Source organism: Methylobacterium sp. UNC300MFChir4.1 (assembly GCF_900110155.1).
GTDB lineage: Bacteria > Pseudomonadota > Alphaproteobacteria > Rhizobiales > Beijerinckiaceae > Methylobacterium.
In genome coordinates, this window is the sequence record NZ_FOCS01000020.1 from 1 (window position 1) to 19,158 (window position 19,158).

The 19,158-nt window shown below is 64.1% G+C and carries 18 protein-coding genes and 1 pseudogene; 8 read left to right on the forward strand and 11 right to left on the reverse strand.

What is annotated here, in order from left to right:
- Both BMY19_RS22600 and BMY19_RS22605 read left to right on the forward strand, forming a co-directional pair.
- Positions 1-286 (forward strand): transposase domain-containing protein (locus BMY19_RS22600; RefSeq protein WP_139215668.1); only part of this gene is annotated, 286 nt, incomplete at its 5' end.
- Between the two features lie 13 nt (positions 287-299).
- Positions 300-815 (forward strand): annotated as a pseudogene (locus BMY19_RS22605) (transposase); the annotation flags it as partial.
- 27 nt (positions 816-842) lie between these two features.
- Here BMY19_RS22605 and galE read toward each other — a convergent pair.
- From galE to BMY19_RS22625, 4 genes are all read right to left on the reverse strand, one after another.
- Positions 843-1,835 (reverse strand): UDP-glucose 4-epimerase GalE, encoded by a 993-nt coding sequence (gene galE, locus BMY19_RS22610; protein WP_100253004.1) that lies wholly within the window; start codon positions 1,833-1,835, stop codon positions 843-845.
- Between the two features lie 542 nt (positions 1,836-2,377).
- On the reverse strand, positions 2,378-3,304 hold the full coding sequence (locus tag BMY19_RS22615) for an NAD-dependent epimerase/dehydratase family protein (RefSeq protein ID WP_100253005.1): 927 nt from the start codon (positions 3,302-3,304) through the stop codon (positions 2,378-2,380).
- Positions 3,291-4,244, reverse strand: a complete 954-nt coding sequence (locus BMY19_RS22620) for an NAD-dependent epimerase/dehydratase family protein (protein ID WP_244534983.1) — start codon at positions 4,242-4,244, stop codon at positions 3,291-3,293. Before BMY19_RS22620 ends, BMY19_RS22615 begins: the two co-directional genes overlap by 14 nt.
- Positions 4,245-4,270: 26 nt before the next feature.
- Positions 4,271-5,530, reverse strand: a complete 1,260-nt coding sequence (locus BMY19_RS22625; protein WP_244534984.1) for a class I SAM-dependent methyltransferase — start codon at positions 5,528-5,530, stop codon at positions 4,271-4,273.
- Positions 5,531-5,786: 256 nt separating this feature from the next.
- On the opposite strand from BMY19_RS22625, the gene BMY19_RS22630 reads away from it, so the two are divergent.
- Together BMY19_RS22630 and BMY19_RS31010 are read left to right on the forward strand one after the other, a co-directional pair.
- Positions 5,787-6,287, forward strand: coding sequence for an NUDIX hydrolase (locus BMY19_RS22630; RefSeq protein ID WP_100253008.1), 501 nt, complete (start codon positions 5,787-5,789; stop codon positions 6,285-6,287).
- 98 nt (positions 6,288-6,385) lie between these two features.
- A complete protein-coding gene (locus BMY19_RS31010) occupies positions 6,386-6,535 on the forward strand; it encodes a hypothetical protein (protein WP_020094679.1) in 150 nt (49 codons plus the stop codon).
- Positions 6,536-6,590: 55 nt separating this feature from the next.
- On the opposite strand, the gene BMY19_RS22635 is transcribed toward BMY19_RS31010, so the two are convergent.
- From BMY19_RS22635 to BMY19_RS22655, 5 genes are all read right to left on the reverse strand, one after another.
- Positions 6,591-7,829 (reverse strand): HAD-IIIA family hydrolase, encoded by a 1,239-nt coding sequence (locus BMY19_RS22635; protein WP_244534985.1) that lies wholly within the window; start codon positions 7,827-7,829, stop codon positions 6,591-6,593.
- Positions 7,830-7,839: 10 nt separating this feature from the next.
- Complete coding sequence (locus BMY19_RS22640) at positions 7,840-8,427, reverse strand: D-sedoheptulose 7-phosphate isomerase (protein WP_100253095.1); 588 nt, start codon at positions 8,425-8,427, stop codon at positions 7,840-7,842.
- A gap of 77 nt (positions 8,428-8,504) precedes the next feature.
- Complete coding sequence (locus tag BMY19_RS22645; protein WP_100253010.1) at positions 8,505-9,437, reverse strand: NAD-dependent epimerase/dehydratase family protein; 933 nt, start codon at positions 9,435-9,437, stop codon at positions 8,505-8,507.
- A 61-nt stretch (positions 9,438-9,498) separates the two neighbouring features.
- Positions 9,499-10,500 (reverse strand): GHMP family kinase ATP-binding protein, encoded by a 1,002-nt coding sequence (locus BMY19_RS22650; protein ID WP_100253011.1) that lies wholly within the window; start codon positions 10,498-10,500, stop codon positions 9,499-9,501.
- 233 nt (positions 10,501-10,733) lie between these two features.
- Positions 10,734-11,186, reverse strand: a complete 453-nt coding sequence (locus BMY19_RS22655) for a DUF4214 domain-containing protein (RefSeq protein ID WP_041372277.1) — start codon at positions 11,184-11,186, stop codon at positions 10,734-10,736.
- A gap of 211 nt (positions 11,187-11,397) precedes the next feature.
- On the opposite strand from BMY19_RS22655, the gene BMY19_RS22660 reads away from it, so the two are divergent.
- From BMY19_RS22660 to BMY19_RS22675, 4 genes are all read left to right on the forward strand, one after another.
- Positions 11,398-12,813: a phosphomannomutase gene (locus BMY19_RS22660; protein ID WP_026605184.1), complete on the forward strand. Its 1,416-nt coding sequence runs from the start codon at positions 11,398-11,400 to the stop codon at positions 12,811-12,813.
- Positions 12,814-12,951: 138 nt separating this feature from the next.
- Complete coding sequence (locus BMY19_RS22665; RefSeq protein ID WP_100253012.1) at positions 12,952-13,305, forward strand: hypothetical protein; 354 nt, start codon at positions 12,952-12,954, stop codon at positions 13,303-13,305.
- A 28-nt stretch (positions 13,306-13,333) separates the two neighbouring features.
- Positions 13,334-14,086 carry an FkbM family methyltransferase gene (locus BMY19_RS22670; RefSeq protein ID WP_100253013.1) on the forward strand — a complete coding sequence of 251 codons (753 nt, stop codon included), beginning with the start codon at positions 13,334-13,336 and terminating at the stop codon, positions 14,084-14,086.
- 10 nt (positions 14,087-14,096) lie between these two features.
- A complete protein-coding gene (locus BMY19_RS22675; RefSeq protein WP_056526576.1) occupies positions 14,097-14,426 on the forward strand; it encodes a hypothetical protein in 330 nt (109 codons plus the stop codon).
- A 745-nt stretch (positions 14,427-15,171) separates the two neighbouring features.
- On the opposite strand, the gene BMY19_RS30545 is transcribed toward BMY19_RS22675, so the two are convergent.
- On the reverse strand, positions 15,172-16,296 hold the full coding sequence (locus tag BMY19_RS30545; RefSeq protein ID WP_139215669.1) for a hypothetical protein: 1,125 nt from the start codon (positions 16,294-16,296) through the stop codon (positions 15,172-15,174).
- Positions 16,297-17,377: 1,081 nt separating this feature from the next.
- Positions 17,378-19,102, reverse strand: a complete 1,725-nt coding sequence (locus BMY19_RS31405) for an AAA family ATPase (RefSeq protein ID WP_244534986.1) — start codon at positions 19,100-19,102, stop codon at positions 17,378-17,380.
- Between the last annotated feature and the right edge of the window lie 56 nt (positions 19,103-19,158).

Genomic DNA, 19,158 nt, shown 5'->3' on the forward strand with positions numbered 1-19,158 from the left:
CTTCCTCGACGACGGCCGCGTCGAGATCGACAACAACACCGTCGAGCGGGCGATCCGGCCGTTGGCCCTGACGCGGAAGAACGCGCTGTTTGCCGGCTCGGACGGTGGGGCCGGGCATTGGGCTGTCGTCGCCTCGCTGGTCGAGACCTGCAAGCTGAACGGGGTCGAGCCGCAGGCCTACCTGACCGACGTCATCACCCGCATCGTCGCCGGACATCCGCAGAGCAATATCGACGACCTGCTGCCCTGGGCCTACGCCCCGCAGACCCTCAGGGCCGTGGCCTGAGAACGACGCTTACGCTGATCGCGAGCGTGTCGGACGAGAAGCTTCGCCGTCTGCCGCAGTGCTCGACAGCCAGACCGTCAAAACGATGGAGAGCGGCGGGCCGCGCGGCTACGACGTCGGCAAGAAGGTCAAAGGCCGCAAACGCCAAGCGTTGGTCGACACGGACGGGCGTGCGCTCGTCCTCGATCCGCAGCCTGCCGACGTACAGGACCGGGACGGAGCCGTTCCGGTGCTGCGCCTGTCGCGCCGAAGCTTCCCGTTCATTACCAAGGCCTTTGCCGACGCCGGCTATGCCGGCGACAAGCCAGCGAGCGCGACGATCATCGCCGTCGAGATCGTGCGCAAGCCGCCGGATCAGGTCGGCTTTGCCGTGCATCCACGCCGGTGGGTCGTTGAACGGTTCTTCGCCTGGATCAGCCGCAACCGACGCCTCTGGAAGGATCCCGAAGCGACCCTCGCCTCCGCCAGAGCCTTCCTCTACGCCGCAGCCGTCATGATCCTCGTCAGACGCCTCGCCCGATCAGCCTGACTTCTCGGACGGACTCTAAGCAGAACGCTAAATGCGGTGCAATTTGTCTAAGCAATTTTCCCAGGCTAGAGCTTGAGTAACAATAGCCTCGAGATCGTCGTGGCTGGGTTGCCAGCCCAGGCGCTCGCGGATGCGCGATGCCTCTGCTACAACAAGGGCCGGATCGCCTGGCCGGCGCGGGCATAGCTGCACCTCGAAGTCGCGACCGGAGATCCGCTTCACGACCTCGACGACCTCGAGCACCGAGTAGCCGCGCCCGTAGCCGCAGTTCAGCGTCAGGCTCTCGCCGCCGGAGCGCAGGTGGTCGAGGGCGAGGCGATGGGCCTCGGCGAGGTCCGACACCTGGATGTAGTCGCGCAGGCACGACCCGTCCGGGGTCGGGTAGTCGGTCCCGAAGACGTCGAGGCGGCTGCGCTGTCCGAGCGCCGCCTGCGTGGCCACCTTGATGAGGTGCGTGGCGTTGGGCGTCGACTGGCCGGACCGCCCCTTCGGGTCCGCGCCGGCCACGTTGAAGTAGCGTAGGACGACGTAGGAGAAGCCGTGCGCCGCGGCGGCGTCGGCAATCATCCACTCGCTCATGAGTTTCGAGCGACCGTAGGGGTTGATCGGCTTGAGCGGGAGATCCTCGGGAACCGGCGAGATGTCGGGCTCGCCGTAGACGGCCGCGGTCGAGGAGAAGATCACGTGCTTGACGCCGGCGCGCACTGCGGCCTCGATCAGCGAGCGGGTCTTCGCCGTGTTGGCCAGGTAGTAGCCCAGGGGATCGGCCACGGAATCGGGCACGACCGTTTTCGCGGCGAAGTGGGCCAGGGCGTCGATGCGGTGCTGGAGGATCGTCTGCGTCACGAGGGCCTGGTCGGCCACGTCGCCCACCACGAGCTTCACGCCCTCCGGGACCGCCCAGTCGAAGCCGGTGGAGAGATCGTCCAGGACGACGACCCCCTCATGGCCGGCGTCGAGGAGCGCCAGAACCATGTGGCTGCCGATGTAGCCGGCACCACCCGTCACCAGAACTGCCATCTTAATCTCCGCAACTGACGCATCCTACTGACCCGAAAAGTGTGCCGCGTCGAGCTTATGTTCACTGAAATTTCTGCTATTGAGCAACGTGAAGACAGCCGCAGATGCATATCGATGAAATCCACGCCGCTTCCAGCCTTAATAAGCCCCGACAATAAAAGCTGCCATAATTCAACTGACAAGAAGGACATGGTCCATTTTTTCGCCGCGAGATATCAAATTCAAGTCACAACTCGGAATCCGCGGAGAGCCATAGAATTGTTTCAAGATAAATCTCTGAATAATGAGTGCGCCCAATCATTGAAAACAATTTATGAGAGTGAGTATAAGACCATTATCGCAATTGTTGGACTAATAATCAGCAGATTAACTATGCCTGTCAATTTATAGATATACTACATCAGGGATTGTCGTGATCGATCTAGTCGCCAAATTATATCTAAATTAAGACAAGATCGATGTAGCATATTATAAATATCTTTACGAATGTGTCTGTGTAAATAATGCACTACCTGCCGGCCAACATATGAAGTTTGAACCACTTATCGCCCAATGTACTCAACCGCAACGACTTTTCGCAGACCCGTCTCAAGTTCAACGCGCGGCCGCCAGCCAGTCCGGTCGAGAAAGCGCCTTGAGTCAAGCACTTTGAAGGCCGCGCCCTGGAACGAGCCGGGCGGGCTCACAATGGGCACGGACCAGTCCAGGGCGGCCAAGGCGGCCCGCGCCACCGCCTCGACGGTGACGGGCGTGTTGGCGGCGCAGTTGAGGATCTCGTTGTCGAACGCCCGGTCGGCCGCCAGGATCGCGTCGATCTGGTCGTCGACGTACAGCACCTCGCGGACGGTCTGCGGGTTGCCCCAGACCTCGAACTGCGCAGCGCCCGCCGCCTTCTCCCGCACGGCCCGGTCGAGCAGGGCACCGACGAAGTGGCTGCGGTCGGAGGCCTTGTTGTCGTGCGGCCCGTACAGGGTCGCCAGCACGCAGTGCAGGAAGGTCAGCCCGTACTGGTGCGCGTAGGCCGCCGAGCCCGTCGCCAGGACCTGCTTGGCGAGCCCGTAGCCGATCACCGACGGGTGCGTCGGCCCCTGCCCGAACCGCACCTCGGGCAGCGGCTCCGCCGATTCCGGATAAGTACAGGACGAGCCCGTGGAGACGAGCTTGGCCTGCGGCTGGAACAGGCGCCACGCCTCGAGGACGTTCAGGTGGACCCGGGCGTTGATCGCCAGGAGCTCGCCCTGGATGTCGTACTGCACCGCTCCGGTGCGCTGGCGGGTCACTACGTGGAAGATCCGGCCGGCCGGGGGCGCAGTGCGCAGCGCCCGCTCGACGTTCGCCCAGTCGGAGAGGTCGCCCGCCGCCCGACCGATCTCGACGACCTCGCGGCCCTCGGCCCGGAGCCGCGGGACGAGGTTGCGCCCGAGGAAGCCGTTCGCCCCGATGACGATGTCGCGCTCAGGCCCCGGCATGGTGCGCCCCGTCGCGATAGGCCTCGCGATACCAGGCGATCGTCGGCCGCAGCCCGTCCGCGAGGCCCGTAAAGGTCGACATCCCAAAGCGCTCGCGCAGCCGCCGGTTGGTCGAGCGGCGGGCGAGCACGCCGTGAGTTGCCGTGTCGGGGGCTTGCACAGGCCGGTCCTCCCCGGCCACCTCCAGGATGGTTCGGGCGAGGTCGAGCAGGGTCGTGGTCTCGCCACGGCAGAGGTTGAGCGCGTCGCTCGTCTCCCGCATCTCCAGGGAGCGGGCGAACACGTCGACGACGTCGCCGACGTAGATGAAGTCGCGCTCGACCAGCGGGTTGCCCTTGATCTCGAAGCGCTCACCCGGTGCGAGCGCGCGCATCACGAAGGCCGGCAGGACGTGCGCTTTGCGCGGATCCGTCGAGTCGTGGGGACCGTAGGGGTTGCTCAGGCGGAAGCTGATCGTGTGGATCCCGTAGCGCTCGGCGTGGAGGTCGGCGATCACCTCCGACCAGCGCTTCGACCAGGCGTAGAAGGCCTCGTTCCGGTTGGGCGGCGCGTTGAGGTCGACAGCCTGCGCGTCGTCGAGGGGATCGAGGGCCGCCGGGTAGACCGCGACGCTCGAGGCCGCGCGCACCTCGCGGATGCCCTTCGTCAGGCAGAACCGGTAGAGGCGGTTGGCGATCTCGGCGTTGCCGGTCAGCAGGTCACTCTGCGCCGTCTCGAACTTGTCGGCGTCGTAGCGCTGCGCGGCGACGTTGACGACGATGGCGTCGGCAGGAACCGACAGCGCCTCCAGGGCATCGAAGCGCGCGGCCTCATGCGCCCCCGGCACCGCGCGGCCGGAGGGGCTGACCGCGATCAGCCGCGGCACGCGGTCGGCGAGATGCGCGACGAGGTTGCGGCCGACGAACCCGGTCGCACCGACGACGACGACGGTCTCGGGCAAGGAGGATCGGGACACGGCAGCCACGCTCAGACCGCCTTCGGCAGGTCGGCGGCGGTGATCACCTTGAGTTCCGGCACCGGAACGATGAAGGCGCCGCCGTTCTCGAGGTAGCGGCGCTCGCGCGCCAGGAACTCGTCGATGAAGTTCCAGGCGAGCACTAGGTAGGCGTCGGGCGCGGGCACGCTGCCCTCCTCGACGATCGGGATGCGGGCGCCGGGGATCAGCCGGCCGAACTTCAGCGGATTCTTCTCGGCCGCGTATTGGACCAGACGCGGGCCGATGCCGAACGCATTGAGCAGCGTCGCGCCCTTGGCCGGGGCACCGTAGGCGTGGACCGTCTTCCCCTCGGCGTGCATGCGCTCCAGCAGATCGAGCAGCGCCGCCTGCAGGCGCCGGACGTTCTCGGCGAAGCCGACATAGGTCTCGAACTTGCCGTAGCCGCGGGCCTCCTCGTCGGCGCGCATGCGCTTGACCGCGTCGCTGACCGGGTGGGCGCCGGGGAAGCCGACATGCGCCTCGAGGGAGCCGCCGTGGACCGGCACCACGCTGACGTCGAAGACCTCCAGGCCGTGGCGCGCGAACAGCTGCTCCAGGGAGCGGAGCGTGTAGTAGCACAGATGCTCGTGGTAGATCTGATCGAAGGCGGTGTTCTCGATCATGCCGCCCAGGTAGATCGCCTGCACGACGAAGACGCCGTCCGGCTTGAGCAGCGTGACGATGCCTTTCACGACGCTGTGCAGCTCCTCCAGGTGGAAGAAGACGCCGGCGGCGGTGATCAGGCTCGCCGGCCCGTCCTGCGTGCGGATGATCTCGGCGGTCTCCGCGTTGAAGAAGCGATTCAGCGTCGGCACGTTGGCGGCGCGGGCGAGTTCCACGACGTTGGAGGCGGGCTCGACGCCGCAGCGGCGCAGGCCGAAGGGCTCGTACTGCCGCAGCCACGTGCCGTCGTTGCTGCCGATGTCGACGACGAGGTCCTGCGGCCCTAGGCCGTACCGCTCCACGAGCCGGGCCGCCGTCTGGCGGAAATGCTCCACCAGCGTCTTCGTCGTGCCCGAGACGTAGGGGTAGTCGCTGAACATGCTCTCCTTCGGGATCGTGTGATCGATCTGGACGAGCGTGCAGTCGTGGCAGAAGCCGGCGCGCAGGGGGAAATGCGGCTCGCGGCGGTCCGCGAGATCAGGCGGGATCAGGCGGTTGCAGTGCGGCTGATCGGTCAGGTCGAGGAACAGCTCGACATCGCGTCCATCGCAGACGCGGCATGCCATGGCGAGTTTCGTTCCCGTCATCCTACGACCTGTGACATCCGCGGCGCGACGCTCTACGACCCCGAGAGGCTTATCGGGTGGGCGAGGGCAGCGCAACGCGCGGCCGCAGCGCGATCGAAGTCAGAGCCGAAAGACGAGACAGTTTTGCCATCGCGCATATCGCTCAGCCGCGAAGATCCACAATGACCGCCGCGGATATCCGGAAGCACAAGCCCCGAGCCCGAATAAAGCGATGATCTCGACACCGAGTTGGACAGTCCGCCAATCCCACCACGTCATGAAGGATCGCTGGCTCGGTCTCCGTGCCGACGACTGCGTGACGCCGTCGGGTCACATCGTCGATCCCTATTACGTGCTCGAGACGCCGGACATCGCCCTCGTGCTGGGCATCGACGCGGCCGATCACGTCATCCTCGTACGCCAGTACCGTCACGCCTATGGGGGCCCGAGCCTGGAGCTTCCGGGCGGGGCCATCGACCCCGCCGACCCCGACATCCTCGCGGCCGCCGAGCGCGAGATTCGTGAGGAGACCGGCTACATCTTCGCCGATGCCGAGCGCGTGGTCACCCTGAACGCGGATCCGGCCCGCTACGCCAACCGCATGCATCTCGTCCGCGCGCGCGTGACTGCGGCCGGGCCGGCGCAGCCGGATCCCGGCGAGGACATCGCCGTCGTGCGCGTCCCGCGAGCCGAGGCCTTACAGCTCGCCCAGTCGGGCGCCATCGTCGGAGCCGTGCACGCCGCCATGCTCCTGATCGGCCTGTCCGGCACGCGATGATGGCCGTCACCGGATTGTGGATCGTGCGATCGAACCGCTGACAAGACCCGCGCGTTCCGCCAATACGATTAATCATCGGTTAAAGAGCGGATTCAAGCGTGCCCGATTACGACATCCAGATCGTCGCTCCGCGAGATCGGAAAGCCGCGGACGCGGAGCGCGAGACTCCGCCCAAGCGCAAGCTCGACTGGGATCGCGCCATGCGCGAGGCCGCGGAAGCGGAACTCTCGATCCAGTCGCACGACTGAGCGTGCCGGACGACGAAGCGCGCCCGGCGAGGGCCCGCACTTCCCGGGGCCCTTCCTACCCCGTCAGCGCGACCTCTCGCAGGAAGGCGAGCAGGTCGTCCGACCTGAAGTGATGCACGGCGAGCCCCGCCGCACGGCCGGCGGCGAGATCCGTCTCGTGATCGCCGACCAGGAAGCTGCGCGCGCGGTCGATGTCCCAATGGGCCATCAGGTCGAGGATCATGCCGGGCTCGGGCTTTCGCCATCCGTGGACCGCCCTGTAGGCCTCGACCGTCCCGTCCGGATGATAGGGGCAGTAGCGGAGATCATCGATATGCGCGCCGGCCTCGCGCAGGTCGTCCCGCATCCACGCGGTCAGACGGGCGACGTCGGCCTCGGTGTAGAAGCCGCGGGCGACCCCCGCCTGGTTCGTGACGACGAACACGAAGTAGCCGGCCTCATTCAGCGCGCGGACGGCGTCGCGCGCGCCCACCATCCACTGGAACCGGTCCACGGAACCGACATACCCGTGGTCGTGATTGAGAACGCCGTCCCGATCGAGGAAAGCGGCGGGCCTCTTCCGACGGGCCGGGATCTCTTCCTGGGCGCGGGCGTAACTGTCGGGCACGCCGATATCGAGGAAGTAGCCGTCGTAGGCCACGCCCACCACACGGCCCTCGGCGACGAGAGCGGGCAGGACGTCCCGTTCCAGTGAGCAGGCCGGTGGCAGGCCGGTGAGTGCATCGCGCCGCACCAGGTAGACGCCGGCATTGACGAGACCGGGACCCGGCTCAGGTGGCCGCTCGAGGAAGGCGGCGACCCGGATGCCGTCGAGGAGCGCGACGCCGTAGCGCGCGGCGTCCGGCACCCGACGGAGCGACAGGACCATCGCCGCCTCGGGATGACGCGCCGCCAAGGCCGGCAAGGACAGCAGGTTCACGTCGAACCACGAGTCGCCGTTCAGCAGGAGAAAGGTCTCGTCCGCATCGGGAAGGGCGTGCACGACGGCGCCGCCGGTCCCGGCCTGCTCCGGCTCGACCGAGACCCGCAGCGTCATGCGGAAGCGTCGCGCGACCGGGTTGTCGGCGGCGTAGGCGCGGATCTTCTCGCTGTGGAACGAGGCCAGCAGCACGATGTCGGTGAAGCCGTGGCGGCCGAGCTCGAACAGCAGGACGTCCAGGAACGGCTCCCCGGCCACGGGCAGCAGCGGCTTGGGCATCGCCGAGGTCAGCGCGCCCAGGCGCGTGCCGAAGCCGCCGCACAGGATCATGGCTTGCCGGACGGGGTTGCCGCCGTTCCGCTCTGGCTCAGTCACAGGCCGTCCCTCACCCTGCCGTCCCGCGCGGGAACAGGCTTTCCTCGACGAGGCCGCAGACGATGTGGGCGGCGGTGATGTGAACCTGCTGGATCAACGGCGTGGCGTCCGTCGGCGCGTGCAGGCAGACATCCGCCCGCTCGGGCATCGCTCCGCCCGTCGCGCCCGTGAAGGCGACGACCCGCAGACCCAGGCCGCGTGCCGCGTCCATCGCCTTCAGCACGCTCGACGACCGCCCCGACGTGGAGAGGGCGAGCAGGACATCGCCCGGCCGCCCGAGGGCCAGCACCTGCCGCTCGAACACGTGCTCGTAGCCGTAATCGTTGCCGATCGCGGTGATCACCGAGGTGTCGGTGGTCAGCGCCACCGCCGCAGCCGGCGGCCGATCGTAGTTGAGCCGCGAGACGAACTCGCCCGCGATGTGCTGCGCGTCGCCGGCACTGCCGCCATTGCCGATCGTCAGGAGCTTGCCGCCGCCGCGGAGGGACGCTGTCACGAGATCGGCGGTCTCGGCGAGGGTCGCGTGGAAGCGGGAGTCGTCGAGAGCGGTCTGGAAAATGTCGCGGGTCTTCGTGAGAAAGTCGACGATCGCGCTCATGATCACCTCGGTCCGTTCCCGCGCTGGCCTGTCGGGCCGCCCGGCGCGGCGTTCGCTGCAGGCTCCGCCCATCCCGATCAGACGTTGGCGAACCGCGAGTTACGGATCATCCGGAAGCCCTTGATCAGCTCCTTGATGCCCCGGTCGAGGTCGAAATCGGGGAACCAGCCGGTCGCCTCCAGCTTCTCGTTGGACACGATGTAGTCGCGCTTGTCCGGGTCCTCGCCGATCGGGGCCTCGACGTAGACGAAGTTCGGAACGTGCGTCTTGATGCGCTCGCAGAGCTCCAGCTTCGACAGGTTGGCGCTTGACAGGCCGAGATTGTACGCCTCGCCGCGCATCCGGTCGAAATTGTCCATCGCGTGGATGAAGCCTTTGGCGACGTCGCGGATGTGGATGTAGTTGCGCTTGAAGTGGCCCTCGAAGACGAGGAGCGCCCGGTCGGTCACGGCCCGGTGGGTGAAGTCGTTGACGAGGAGGTCGAGCCGCATGCGCGGCGCCATGCCGAACACCGTCGCCAGCCGCAGGCTGACGCCGCGGCCGCTGTCGAGCACGGCCTTCTCGGCCTCAACCTTGGTCGTGCCGTAGAGCGAGATCGGCCGCAGGGGCGATTCCTCGGTGCAGAACTTGCCGGCCTCGCCAACGCCGTAGCCCGAGTTGGTCGTCGGGTAGACGATCCTCTGGTCGCCGCCCGCGCGCTGCGCCAGCGCCACCACGGCGTCGCGGTTGAGCGTCGTGGCGCCGATCGCGTCCTCCTTGCACAGGGGCGCGCCGACCAGGGCCGCGAGGGGGATGAGCACGTCGTGCTTCGGGATCAGCTCGTCCAGGATGCGCGTGTCGCGCGCGTCGCCCTTGATCGGCTCGAACGTGTCGTACTGGCAGGCCGAGAACAGGTCCGGGGCGCCGGACTTGAAAGTGTCGAGCACCGTCACCTGATGCCCGCGCTCCAGAAGCATCGGCACCAGGATCGTCCCGATGTAACCCGCGCCGCCGGTGATCAGAATTCGCATCGTTGCCTCTCGTCGCGATGGGTCCGCGGCCCGGCTGCGGCCGGGCCGCGGCTGACGCCGCTCAGCGCGTCTGGCGATAGATCAGGGTGGACCCGTCGACGTCGATGCCGATCGGAACGACGGACAGCGGCGCGACCCGCTCGATCAGGGCCGGAAGCCGATCGGGATCGATCAGAGCGAGGAAGAAGCCGCCCCCGCCCGCGCCGCACAGCTTCGCCCCGAAAGCCCCCGACGCGGTGATCGCTTCGAACAGATCGTCGAGCACCGCGTTCGAGACCTCACGCGACAAGGTCCGCTTGATGCGCCACGAGGCGGAGAGCATCTCGCCGAGCTGCGCGAGCCAGCCGCTCGTCCCCGCTTCGAGCAGAGAGACGCATTCCTCGACGAGGCGGTAGAGTTCGGACAATTCCTTGTCGATCGCGCGCGCGCGCGTCACGGCGATCTGCGCGGCGACCGTCGTCGTCGCGCGCCGCGCGATGCCCGTATGGACTAGCACCATCGACGCATTGAGTTGCTGAATGGCGGCAGAACTCATCTGAACGGGCGAGATCCGTATGGCGGAGCCACTGAAATCGAACCGGTTGATCCCGCCGAAGGCGGCGTGGAGCTGGTCCTGCACGCCGACGTTCTCGCGCAGGATCTCGCGCTCGACGTGTATCGCCTTCTTGGCGAGTTCGATCTTCGTAGGTTTCTGATTTTGAATCGCGTATATCGTTCTCAGAAATCCCACGGTGAACGCTGAGGACGAACCGAGACCGCTACCTGCCGCAGGCAAATCGGAGATGATGCTCATATCGAGCCGTCGATTGACGTCGAAATATTTGAGCACCTCCCGCACCACCGGATGCTCGATCTCGTCGATGTGCCCGCAGTGCTCGACGCGGGAATAGCTCAATCTATAATTATAATCCTGACACCCTATCAAATCCAGCGCGGCTATGATGATGTATTTATCAATAGCGGCGCCGACGACCGCTCCAGGCGCCCGCTCAAAATATTCCGGGTAATCTGTACCGCCGCCGAACAAGCTTATTCGAAGCGGCGTCCGAGTCACGGTCAGCATGAAGGTATTCCGCCGCTCCTATCCGCCCAGGCAGATCTCAGACGCACAGCCCCCACGCGAAAGGCGACAGCGCTCGATTCATCAACCCATATCTCGACTCTATCAACACATTCTTGTGCGCGGGAAACATATTTTAGCGCTCTATCGAATACAGCCTCGCGACGCCTCATATTGCTACAAACATCCAAATCACATGTATTGACCTACACACAACAAATATAGGCAGCGCTGGATTAATTTAGCGACGCACGGAATTCCTCCGAACTGATGACAGTCCCCAGAAGTTGCCTCCGCGAGATCTTTCCCGCATTCAGCTGGGCAGACCAGTGCCGCAGCGCATCGTCCTCCGCGTCCCGTCCCAGAACGATACGGTACAGATCCATCACGAACGGCATGGTGTGCTTCCCCGACTGCTGCTGATCGAAGGCACCGGATTGGATGTACTCGACAAGCAGCAGCGAACGGCTTCGCCCGCGCGGCGAACTTGTGATCACGTCGCAGATCGCGCGGCTCAATTGAGGGGGCCATTCGTCGAGGTTCTGTCGCAGAAAGGAGGCCACGTTCCCGATCGCCTCAATCTCATCGACCGCCACGAGGTGCCCCAGTCGCCGCGTTTCGGCGACACGCTCCGACAAGGCAATCGTCAAACTGACCACGTTCGAGAGATCGAGACCCTGCGAATGCATCCTGACCACAGCCGACACTTGGAGGTGAGCTCGTAGGACTCAATGCTGGAATCATGGTTAAGAGAGGGTAAACGGTATTGTGCAGAGGCGCGTGCGGCGCCTTCGTGAGGATCCCGTGCGCGAGCCCGGCTCCCGTCGCGGACGTTGTGATGCACGGCGTTTCGCGGCATCAGTGATCGATCCCAACTCAATCGACACTGACGGAACCGCCGTGAGCAGCCTGAGATTCGGTACGAGTGGCTTGAGAGGCCTGGTGACGGACCTCGTCGGAGGGCCGGCCTACGCCTATGCCAGCGCGTTCTTCCGCTCCATGTCGGGCGAAGCCCCCCGGGCAGTCGTGATCGGACGAGACCTGCGCGACAGTAGCCCGAGCATCGCCGCGACGGTGGCGGATGCCGCTGCGGCAACGGGCTTCACGGCGATCGAATGCGGCGCCCTCCCGACACCGGCCCTCGCCCTCGAGGCGATGCGACGCGGCGCCTGGGCAGTCATGATCACGGGAAGCCACATCCCGGAGGATCGCAACGGACTCAAATTCTACCGGCCCGACGGAGAGATCACGAAGGCGGACGAGGCGGCAATCTTGGCCGCTCTGGACCGCCGCGCACACGCCGGCGTGTCGGCGGAACGGACCCCTGCCACACCCGAACCCCGCGCCCTGGCCCGCTACCAGCACCGCTATATCGACGCATTCCCGTCCGAGATGCTGGCTGGCCTGCGCATCGCGGTCTACCAGCAGAGTTCCGTCGCCCGCGATCTCCTGGCCGATCTGCTCACCGGCTTCGGCGCACAAGTCACGACGATCGGCCGGTCCGAGACTTTCGTGCCCATCGACACCGAGGCACATCGGCCCGAGGATATCGCGTTCATCCGTGACGCGATGGCCTCGGGCGATTTCGACGCGCTCGTGACCACCGATGGCGACGCCGACCGGCCTCTCATCGCCGATGAGGCGGGCCGGATCGTGCGTGGCGACGTGCTCGGCCTGATTACGGCACGCTTCCTCGGGGCCGACGCGGTCGTGGTGCCCGTGACGGCCGGTTCGGCGCTGGAGCGTTCCGGCGGCTTCAAGCAGGTCCTGCGCACGAGAGTGGGCTCGCCCTACGTCATCGCCGGCATGGAACAAGTGCGGCGCTCCGGTGCGGCCATCGTGGCGGGCTTCGAGGCGAATGGCGGCTTCCTGCTCGGCTCGGACATCACACGCGACGGCAGAACCCTCCCGGCCCTGCCGACGCGCGATGCCATGCTGCCGATCCTGGCGACACTGGCCGCGACGCGCGCGGCCGGCACCTCGCTGGCCGACCTCGTGACCTCCCTCGATGCGGGGGAGATGGCGAGCGACCGGCTCCCCAACACGCCGTCCGAACGGAGCAGCGCCTTCCTGGGCCGCTTGCGCGAGGAGGCCTTCCGGGTGTCGTTCCTCCGACCGATCGGAGCGCCGGAATCCATCGACGAGCAGGATGGGATCCGGATCGAGCTGGACGGCGGGCGGACGATCCACTTCCGGGCTTCCGGCAACGCGCCGGAGTTGCGCTGCTACGCTGAGGCCAAGTCGGTGACCGAGGCTCAGAATCTCGTGCGATGGGGCCTCGCGACAGCCGCCACCGCCATGGCCGAAGCGATCTAGAGAACAGGGATTGCCGTGCCATCTCGATAACCGGTCCACCTCGATGGCTGTGATCACGTAAGGCCGCCGTCGCTTGACGCCGAGGTGTCACCAACCGCGTTACGAACCCGTCCCCTCCCGGGCCTGTTGAGCTACCGAATGCCGAAGAATCTCGCTCACGACATTGACACGAAGTTCATTCGCCAGATCCAGCAGCAACAGATCGAACTGTCGCTGCTGCGGGCCGAACGCGACCGCGCCGTGCGCGACCGCGATCTGGCCCAGGCGCAGGCCGAAGGCCATACGAAGCTAATCGACGCCTTGTTGGAGAGCCTTCGTCCCTACGGGTTCAGCCGTAAAGGGTTCCAGTCCGCTATTCGTAGGGCGGCCCAGACCATCCCCGATCACGGCGTTGATTCGGTTCAGCACACGGTCCTGTTCGACGGCTCAAATCGGATCCTACAGACGCGGCACGGCGCCTCGATCCGCCCGTTCCAGACCCAACCCCATTGATCCCAAGTAACAGGTTGAGCAGAGAGCCATGGATGTCGAGCTCCTGACGGTGTTCAATGCACTGGTCAATCTCAGGGACAATCTGGAAGCGCCGCCGCATATCGTGAGCTCGGAGCTCGATTTCCTCTCATTTGCGGCGAAGAGAGCGCCCCTTTCCAACGCGCAGCTTCTACAGGATCTGTGGGCGCTGTACGAATTGAATGAGAAGCGGAACGGATATTTCGTCGAATTTGGCGCCTGCGATGGTATAAGCCTGAGCAACACCCTTCTTCTCGAGAAGACCTATGGCTGGCAGGGCGCTCTCGCCGAGCCTGCACGCGCTTGGCATGCGGCATTGTATGATAACCGAAACTGCTACATCTCTGACAAGTGTGTTCACAAGACCAATGGCATCGAAGTCTTGTTCAATGAGGTTGATATCGGCGAGCTGTCTGGGATGGATCAATTCGCAGCAAGCGATTTTCATTCCCAATTTCGTCAAGATAGGCGACAGTACCCAGTCCAGACAATCTCGCTGGACCGTTTTCTCTCGGAGGCGCGGGCGCCGAAGCAGATCGACTACATGAGCATCGATGTGGAGGGCGGCGAGTTCGACGTCCTGGAGAGCTTCGATTTTACAAGCTACGACATCGCACTAATCAGCGTCGAACACAACTTCTCCGACAGCCGCGATAAGATATATGGCCTTCTGACCGGACTCGGCTATCGCCGACGATTCCGGCAACTCTCTCTGTTCGATGATTGGTACGTCCGACCTGATCTGGTCGCGGTATCAACCTAACGGAGCCGGCATGTCAGCACAGACCGCGATCGAGATCCTCGACTCGATGTTCGACCTTTTCAAGCAGATGGGCAGCGGGATCGCACTCGACTTGCACTGGCTCGAGATCGCCCAGCGCCTTCACCGTGTACGCGCCGAAGCGACTTGGTCGGGCGATTTGGATTTTGTCGCCACCAAGCTGAAGGCTCAAGCTGCCTATTATGCCACGACCTACAGGCAGCCCGACGGGTCCGAGCATATGCAGCGACTCAACGCCGAGAGACTCGAGGAGGTTGTTAAATGCTACTCGATCCTACGCGCGCATCTCGAACAACAAATTCCATTAGCTCAGCATGTCTGAAACGTGCAATTTAAATCGAGAATTGAGATCGCTCCTAAGTCGATCAAAGCCGTCGAAATTAGGATGGGAGAATACGTTTAGCGCGAGCCGGCATAACAATATAAATGCGCGCCAAATTTAAAGAAGGTCTATCAATATGACATATTTTTGCGCAGGCGATTTCGGCAAATTGATCGTTAGTCATAAGTATTCCAAATTTTCCCGCCCTGTCGATCAAAATTGCATGACCATCTGGTGCGTGGTTCGAACCCAGTCAATATTACATCGCTCATAAAATTGACATCAGCTCGGTGGCTGGAACGCTGCCTGCCTGGCGGACTATTCGGCGGAGTAGGCAGGCTTGCGCATGAGCTCGCGGTAGAGCAGTTGAAAAATTAGCCCTCTCTGTCACCAAATACGGCGCCGCGAGGTTGCAGACCGACGCGGAGCGATCTTTGGTCGATGGTCCGACCAGAACTATGTACATCACCTGCGCGAATCTCAGCACGCGCGAGGACGATGCAATCGAATCTGAATAGTGCAGCATCGCTCGCCGACTACAGTGCATCTTCCAACGCACAGTCCATGGCTTGCCCGAGCGAGTGCTTGAGCTTCGGCCTAACGCGAAGCTGCAAGCATTGCAGTTTATCACAGCCAGGACGATCTGGCCGCAACCATCCGGGTTTTCTCCCGCCGCTACAGCCGCATATCTGGCGTGGTCAGACCCGTTATCGAAGCGCATTCCACATAGATTCTGAAATCAAACTCAGAAGTGGCTCGGGGAAGGATGCCTAGCGTGGTCGACATTTCTGGCCTCTCCTGATCGAGCCGCCTCAGCTTGGATGTATCCAAGGACCGTCTTTAGTCCAGCGGGCAGGCCCGGAGTGATTGCCTCCCACAACGCGGATCTTTCGGCGGCATCAAGGTTCATGTCGGCAATTAGAAGAAGCTCACCGCTCTCTGCACATGGCTCAACGGCGACGATCCTACCATCGGTCAGCGCATCGATCCCGATCGCGATAGCGTTGAGGGCGTCATCAACCTTAGCTCGGGCCTCCGCCATGATCCCTTCTCTTTCGGCTGCCATCCCAGCAACGAACCGAGTGATCTTCTCCTCCGCGATTTCCAGCCGTCGCTCGCGGGCATCCAGAACTGCCCGCTCTTCGGCGAGATCCTGCGCCGCTATGGCCTTGGCCTCGTCGCGAGCCGCATCTACCAGTCGGCCGTAACGCTTCGGATCGAGGTGCTTGGCGGGCTGATCGATCTTGCGCGTGCCGCGACAAAGCGCACGATCTAGGGTCTCCGCGGCGTGAACTGCCCAAGAGGTCTGAAGCGCGCCGAACGCGGTTGGGTCGTTAGGATGTAGAGCACGGTGCACCTCGAGTGCGGCCGTCACCGACACGATGGTGACATCTTCTTTGAACCGATTTAGTTTTGCGGTACGGGTTGGCGCGGCCACGATGTCCACGACCCCGCCGCCCTTCTCATCGAGATCCTGCCGCCAGGCCACGACGCAGGGCCTCCCCCCGCCAAGTGCTCGCTGGACCCAGTCCACAGCTTGGTGAGCCAACTGAACGTTCCGCGTATTTTGGGGATCGTGCAACTCGCCCGCTTCAGTGATCCAGCCTGGGCTGACGCTCACGAGGATATGCAGGCCGATCGGCGCGCGTCCATATAGTCGGGCACCGGTTGATTTGAGGAAGCCTTCGAGCGCCGTTGAGAGATCCAGCGGATTCTCCGCATAGTCCGATCCCGAGCGGTTGAGCGGCGTTCGAGCCGGGTCCACACGCTCCTTGCTGCTGGGATCAAGCCGCAGACCGTGCGACGCGATGCGAGCTAGCTCGCTGCGGTCTCTGATACGTTCGACACGGACACATGTGAAATGTGTCATGGTTCGCGCCCCCTGGCCTGTTCGTTTCTCTAGCTTGGCCAGGTGCGACGAAAATCGCGATGGTCCTGATGAGTCGTAACCTCAAGGGTCGGCGTCGGACCTCGTTCATGAGCACCTCATGCTTGGAGGGATCGCTCCTGGGCAACATCTCCTGTCCGATGCGAAGCGGAAAAATTTTATCCGTAGCCCGAGCGAGTTCAGGGATAGGTTCAGGACCCACTAGGGGACCTAGTTGAGCGCCATGCCCGAGATCACGCCGATCTAAATTTTTCGCTTCCGATTTTCATCGCCGTCAGCGCCTATCCTCCCGGCATACCGCGAGGTCCTAACCATGGCTGCCGGAACCTTCAATTTGAAGCGCTTCTTCGTTGCGAAGGCAGCGGCGTTGCAGGAGGCGTCCCGCATTCTGAGTCCACGCGGAGAGGGCGCCCAAGCTTCGATCCCCATCCTTGGCGACACCATTGGATATGCCGCTGATCTCGACGCGCGGGTTCATGAGGCTCGGACCGTGACCACGAATGGCGTCGTCAAGCGATTGCCGGCCCACATGAAGGTCGCAACTGTCGACATCGGCCCGGCGCTCGACGCCAGCACGGGAGGCGAACTATCGCCATCCACGATTCGCGCCTCGATCCTGGCACAATACGGGGAAGCCGCCCGTGCGGCGATCCTCCACCGTGATGGGCCAGAACCTATCGTCGTAGTCATGCTCGAACCTGAGGATCAACAGTTCCGTGCACGCCGAGCGTTCGATCCCTTGTGGCGTGAGACTTCCGTAAAGGTCGGCGTTTCCGGCAGCGCAGTTTCGCAGGCTGGCGACGTCGGGGAAAAAGTGTCTCGATGGAGGATCCGAGAGGGCTCAAACGAATCTGAAGAAGAAATCTCGATATCAGTTACAATCGTTAATGATGAAGAAAGTTCACCAGAAATATCTAAGAGTCACAATCTCGTTGATTGCGCAAGCAATTCAAAACCTATTCAACACGGTAGAATGCATGATCATTTCAGAGTCACGGCTCATGCGGGCGACAGAATAGCACCGGAGAGCGATATACCCTCTCCGGCAATCGATCCTGTTAATCTACTGTCGCACAGCGAGAGTTTCGCGCGCATTGACAACAGCCTCGACCAAGCGAATCAGTCGCCTGACCGAGCCGCCTCGCCAGGATCGTCGAAGCAACGCGATCTCCTCGCCGTCGAGCGGCGCAATGAAGGCGGGAGCGAGCCCGTGATCGGCCGCGATTCCTACCAGGACCGGTTCGAGCAGAGCATCGAGATCTGCGTGGCTCGGGGCCGGCATTTCCAACACGCGCAGGCGATCAAGCAAAGGGGCGGGCAAGTTGCCGATCTCATTACCAGTGGCCAGCCACGAGACACGGCTGATATCAGTCTCCGTCTGGAAACAAGGGTCTTGGTAGGTTCGGGCAGTCTCCGGTTCGAGCATCGAAAGCAGGGCATCCCAGAGCCTACCGTGATCCGAACGGGTCGCGGATTTCTCCAATTCATCGATCTGCATCAAGGGGTTGGCACTACCGGTCCGAGCTACCGCCATGATCGGATGCGCCGGTTCCGATGTCGCCCAACGGCGGTCGAGGCCGCCCAGCGATGCGCCGGCGTCGCGCGTCGCATCGACTCGCCACAACCCCAGCCCGAGATGGAAGGCAATCCTGGCGATGAGGCGGGTCTTGCCGGCTCCCGGCGGGCCGATCAGCAGGGTCGGCCGGAACGTGGTGTACTCACGTCCGATCAGGTCGGTCAGAAGCCTGTCGATCGTAACCTGAGCGTAAGGAAATTCGAAGACGAGCCGCGTGCGCACGACTGCGAGATCCGGCACGGCGACCAGCGGGAGCGCCTTGCCGATGACGTGCTCGTAGCCGCGGGCGATGGAGCGGCCGCGGTCGCTCCCGGTCTCCTGGATCGCCGGAACGACGAGGACGTGGCCTTTGGGCACTTCCGCGGGTGGGGCATCGGCATCCGGCAGCTGTGGCGTGGTCTCGACGGCCGCCGCCTTTTCGCGCCGGCGCGTCTCGTTTTGAACGAGTTGAGCCTCGATCCTCTTCCATCTGCGACGCTCACGTGTCGCCGCGCTGTCTGCGACCGGCCGTGTCAAGATCTCCCCGACGGGCACGAGCGCGTGGACGAGGGCCACGTCTCCGTCGAAGGCATCATCATCGGCGCCACAGGCCAGGGTCGCAGCAGCAGCGATGGCGCTGCTCGTCTTCTCGGAGAATGTCAGAAGCGCGTCCGTGAGCGCGTCGTGCCAAGCTGCCTGCAGCGCAACAGCAAGATCGGTCGCGCCGGTAACGTCCGACTCGGCACCCTGCCCGGTGACGCGTCCGATAGTGAGGCGCGTTTGCGCCTCGGCCAGGGCCGCGAGCCCTTTCCGGAGGTCGAGAACCGCTTCGCGTTCCAGCCACAGGGGCTGGGCCAAGCGCGCCGCAGCTCTGCGATCATCGCCGGCGCAGGACAACAGCGTCGCGACATCGGCCAACGCCCGCGCCACCGGCTGATCGTGCTCCACGGCCCACACGTCGAGGAACCGGATCAGAGCGGATCGTCGGGCTATCCATCGACGGTCACGCCACAAGCCGCCTTCCGAAGTGGCCGCCCCGATCCAGGCGGAGACCAGCGCCTCGGCATCGGGGGCGAGGGTGGTGATCTCGAGGGCGAGCTCGGAGCAAGCAGAAGCCACACGCAGATCCTGAGTGAGGCAGGCGCGCAGGCGGCGCGGAAGCATCGGTTCGAGCAGGCGACGTGCCGCCTCGGAGTCGATCTGCAGGGCAGGCGGGGTCGAAGAGAATGCCATCGGCTTCCTCCCCTTCAGTGGGCGACGCCGGCGCGGTCGGAACCGCGGCGCGGAAC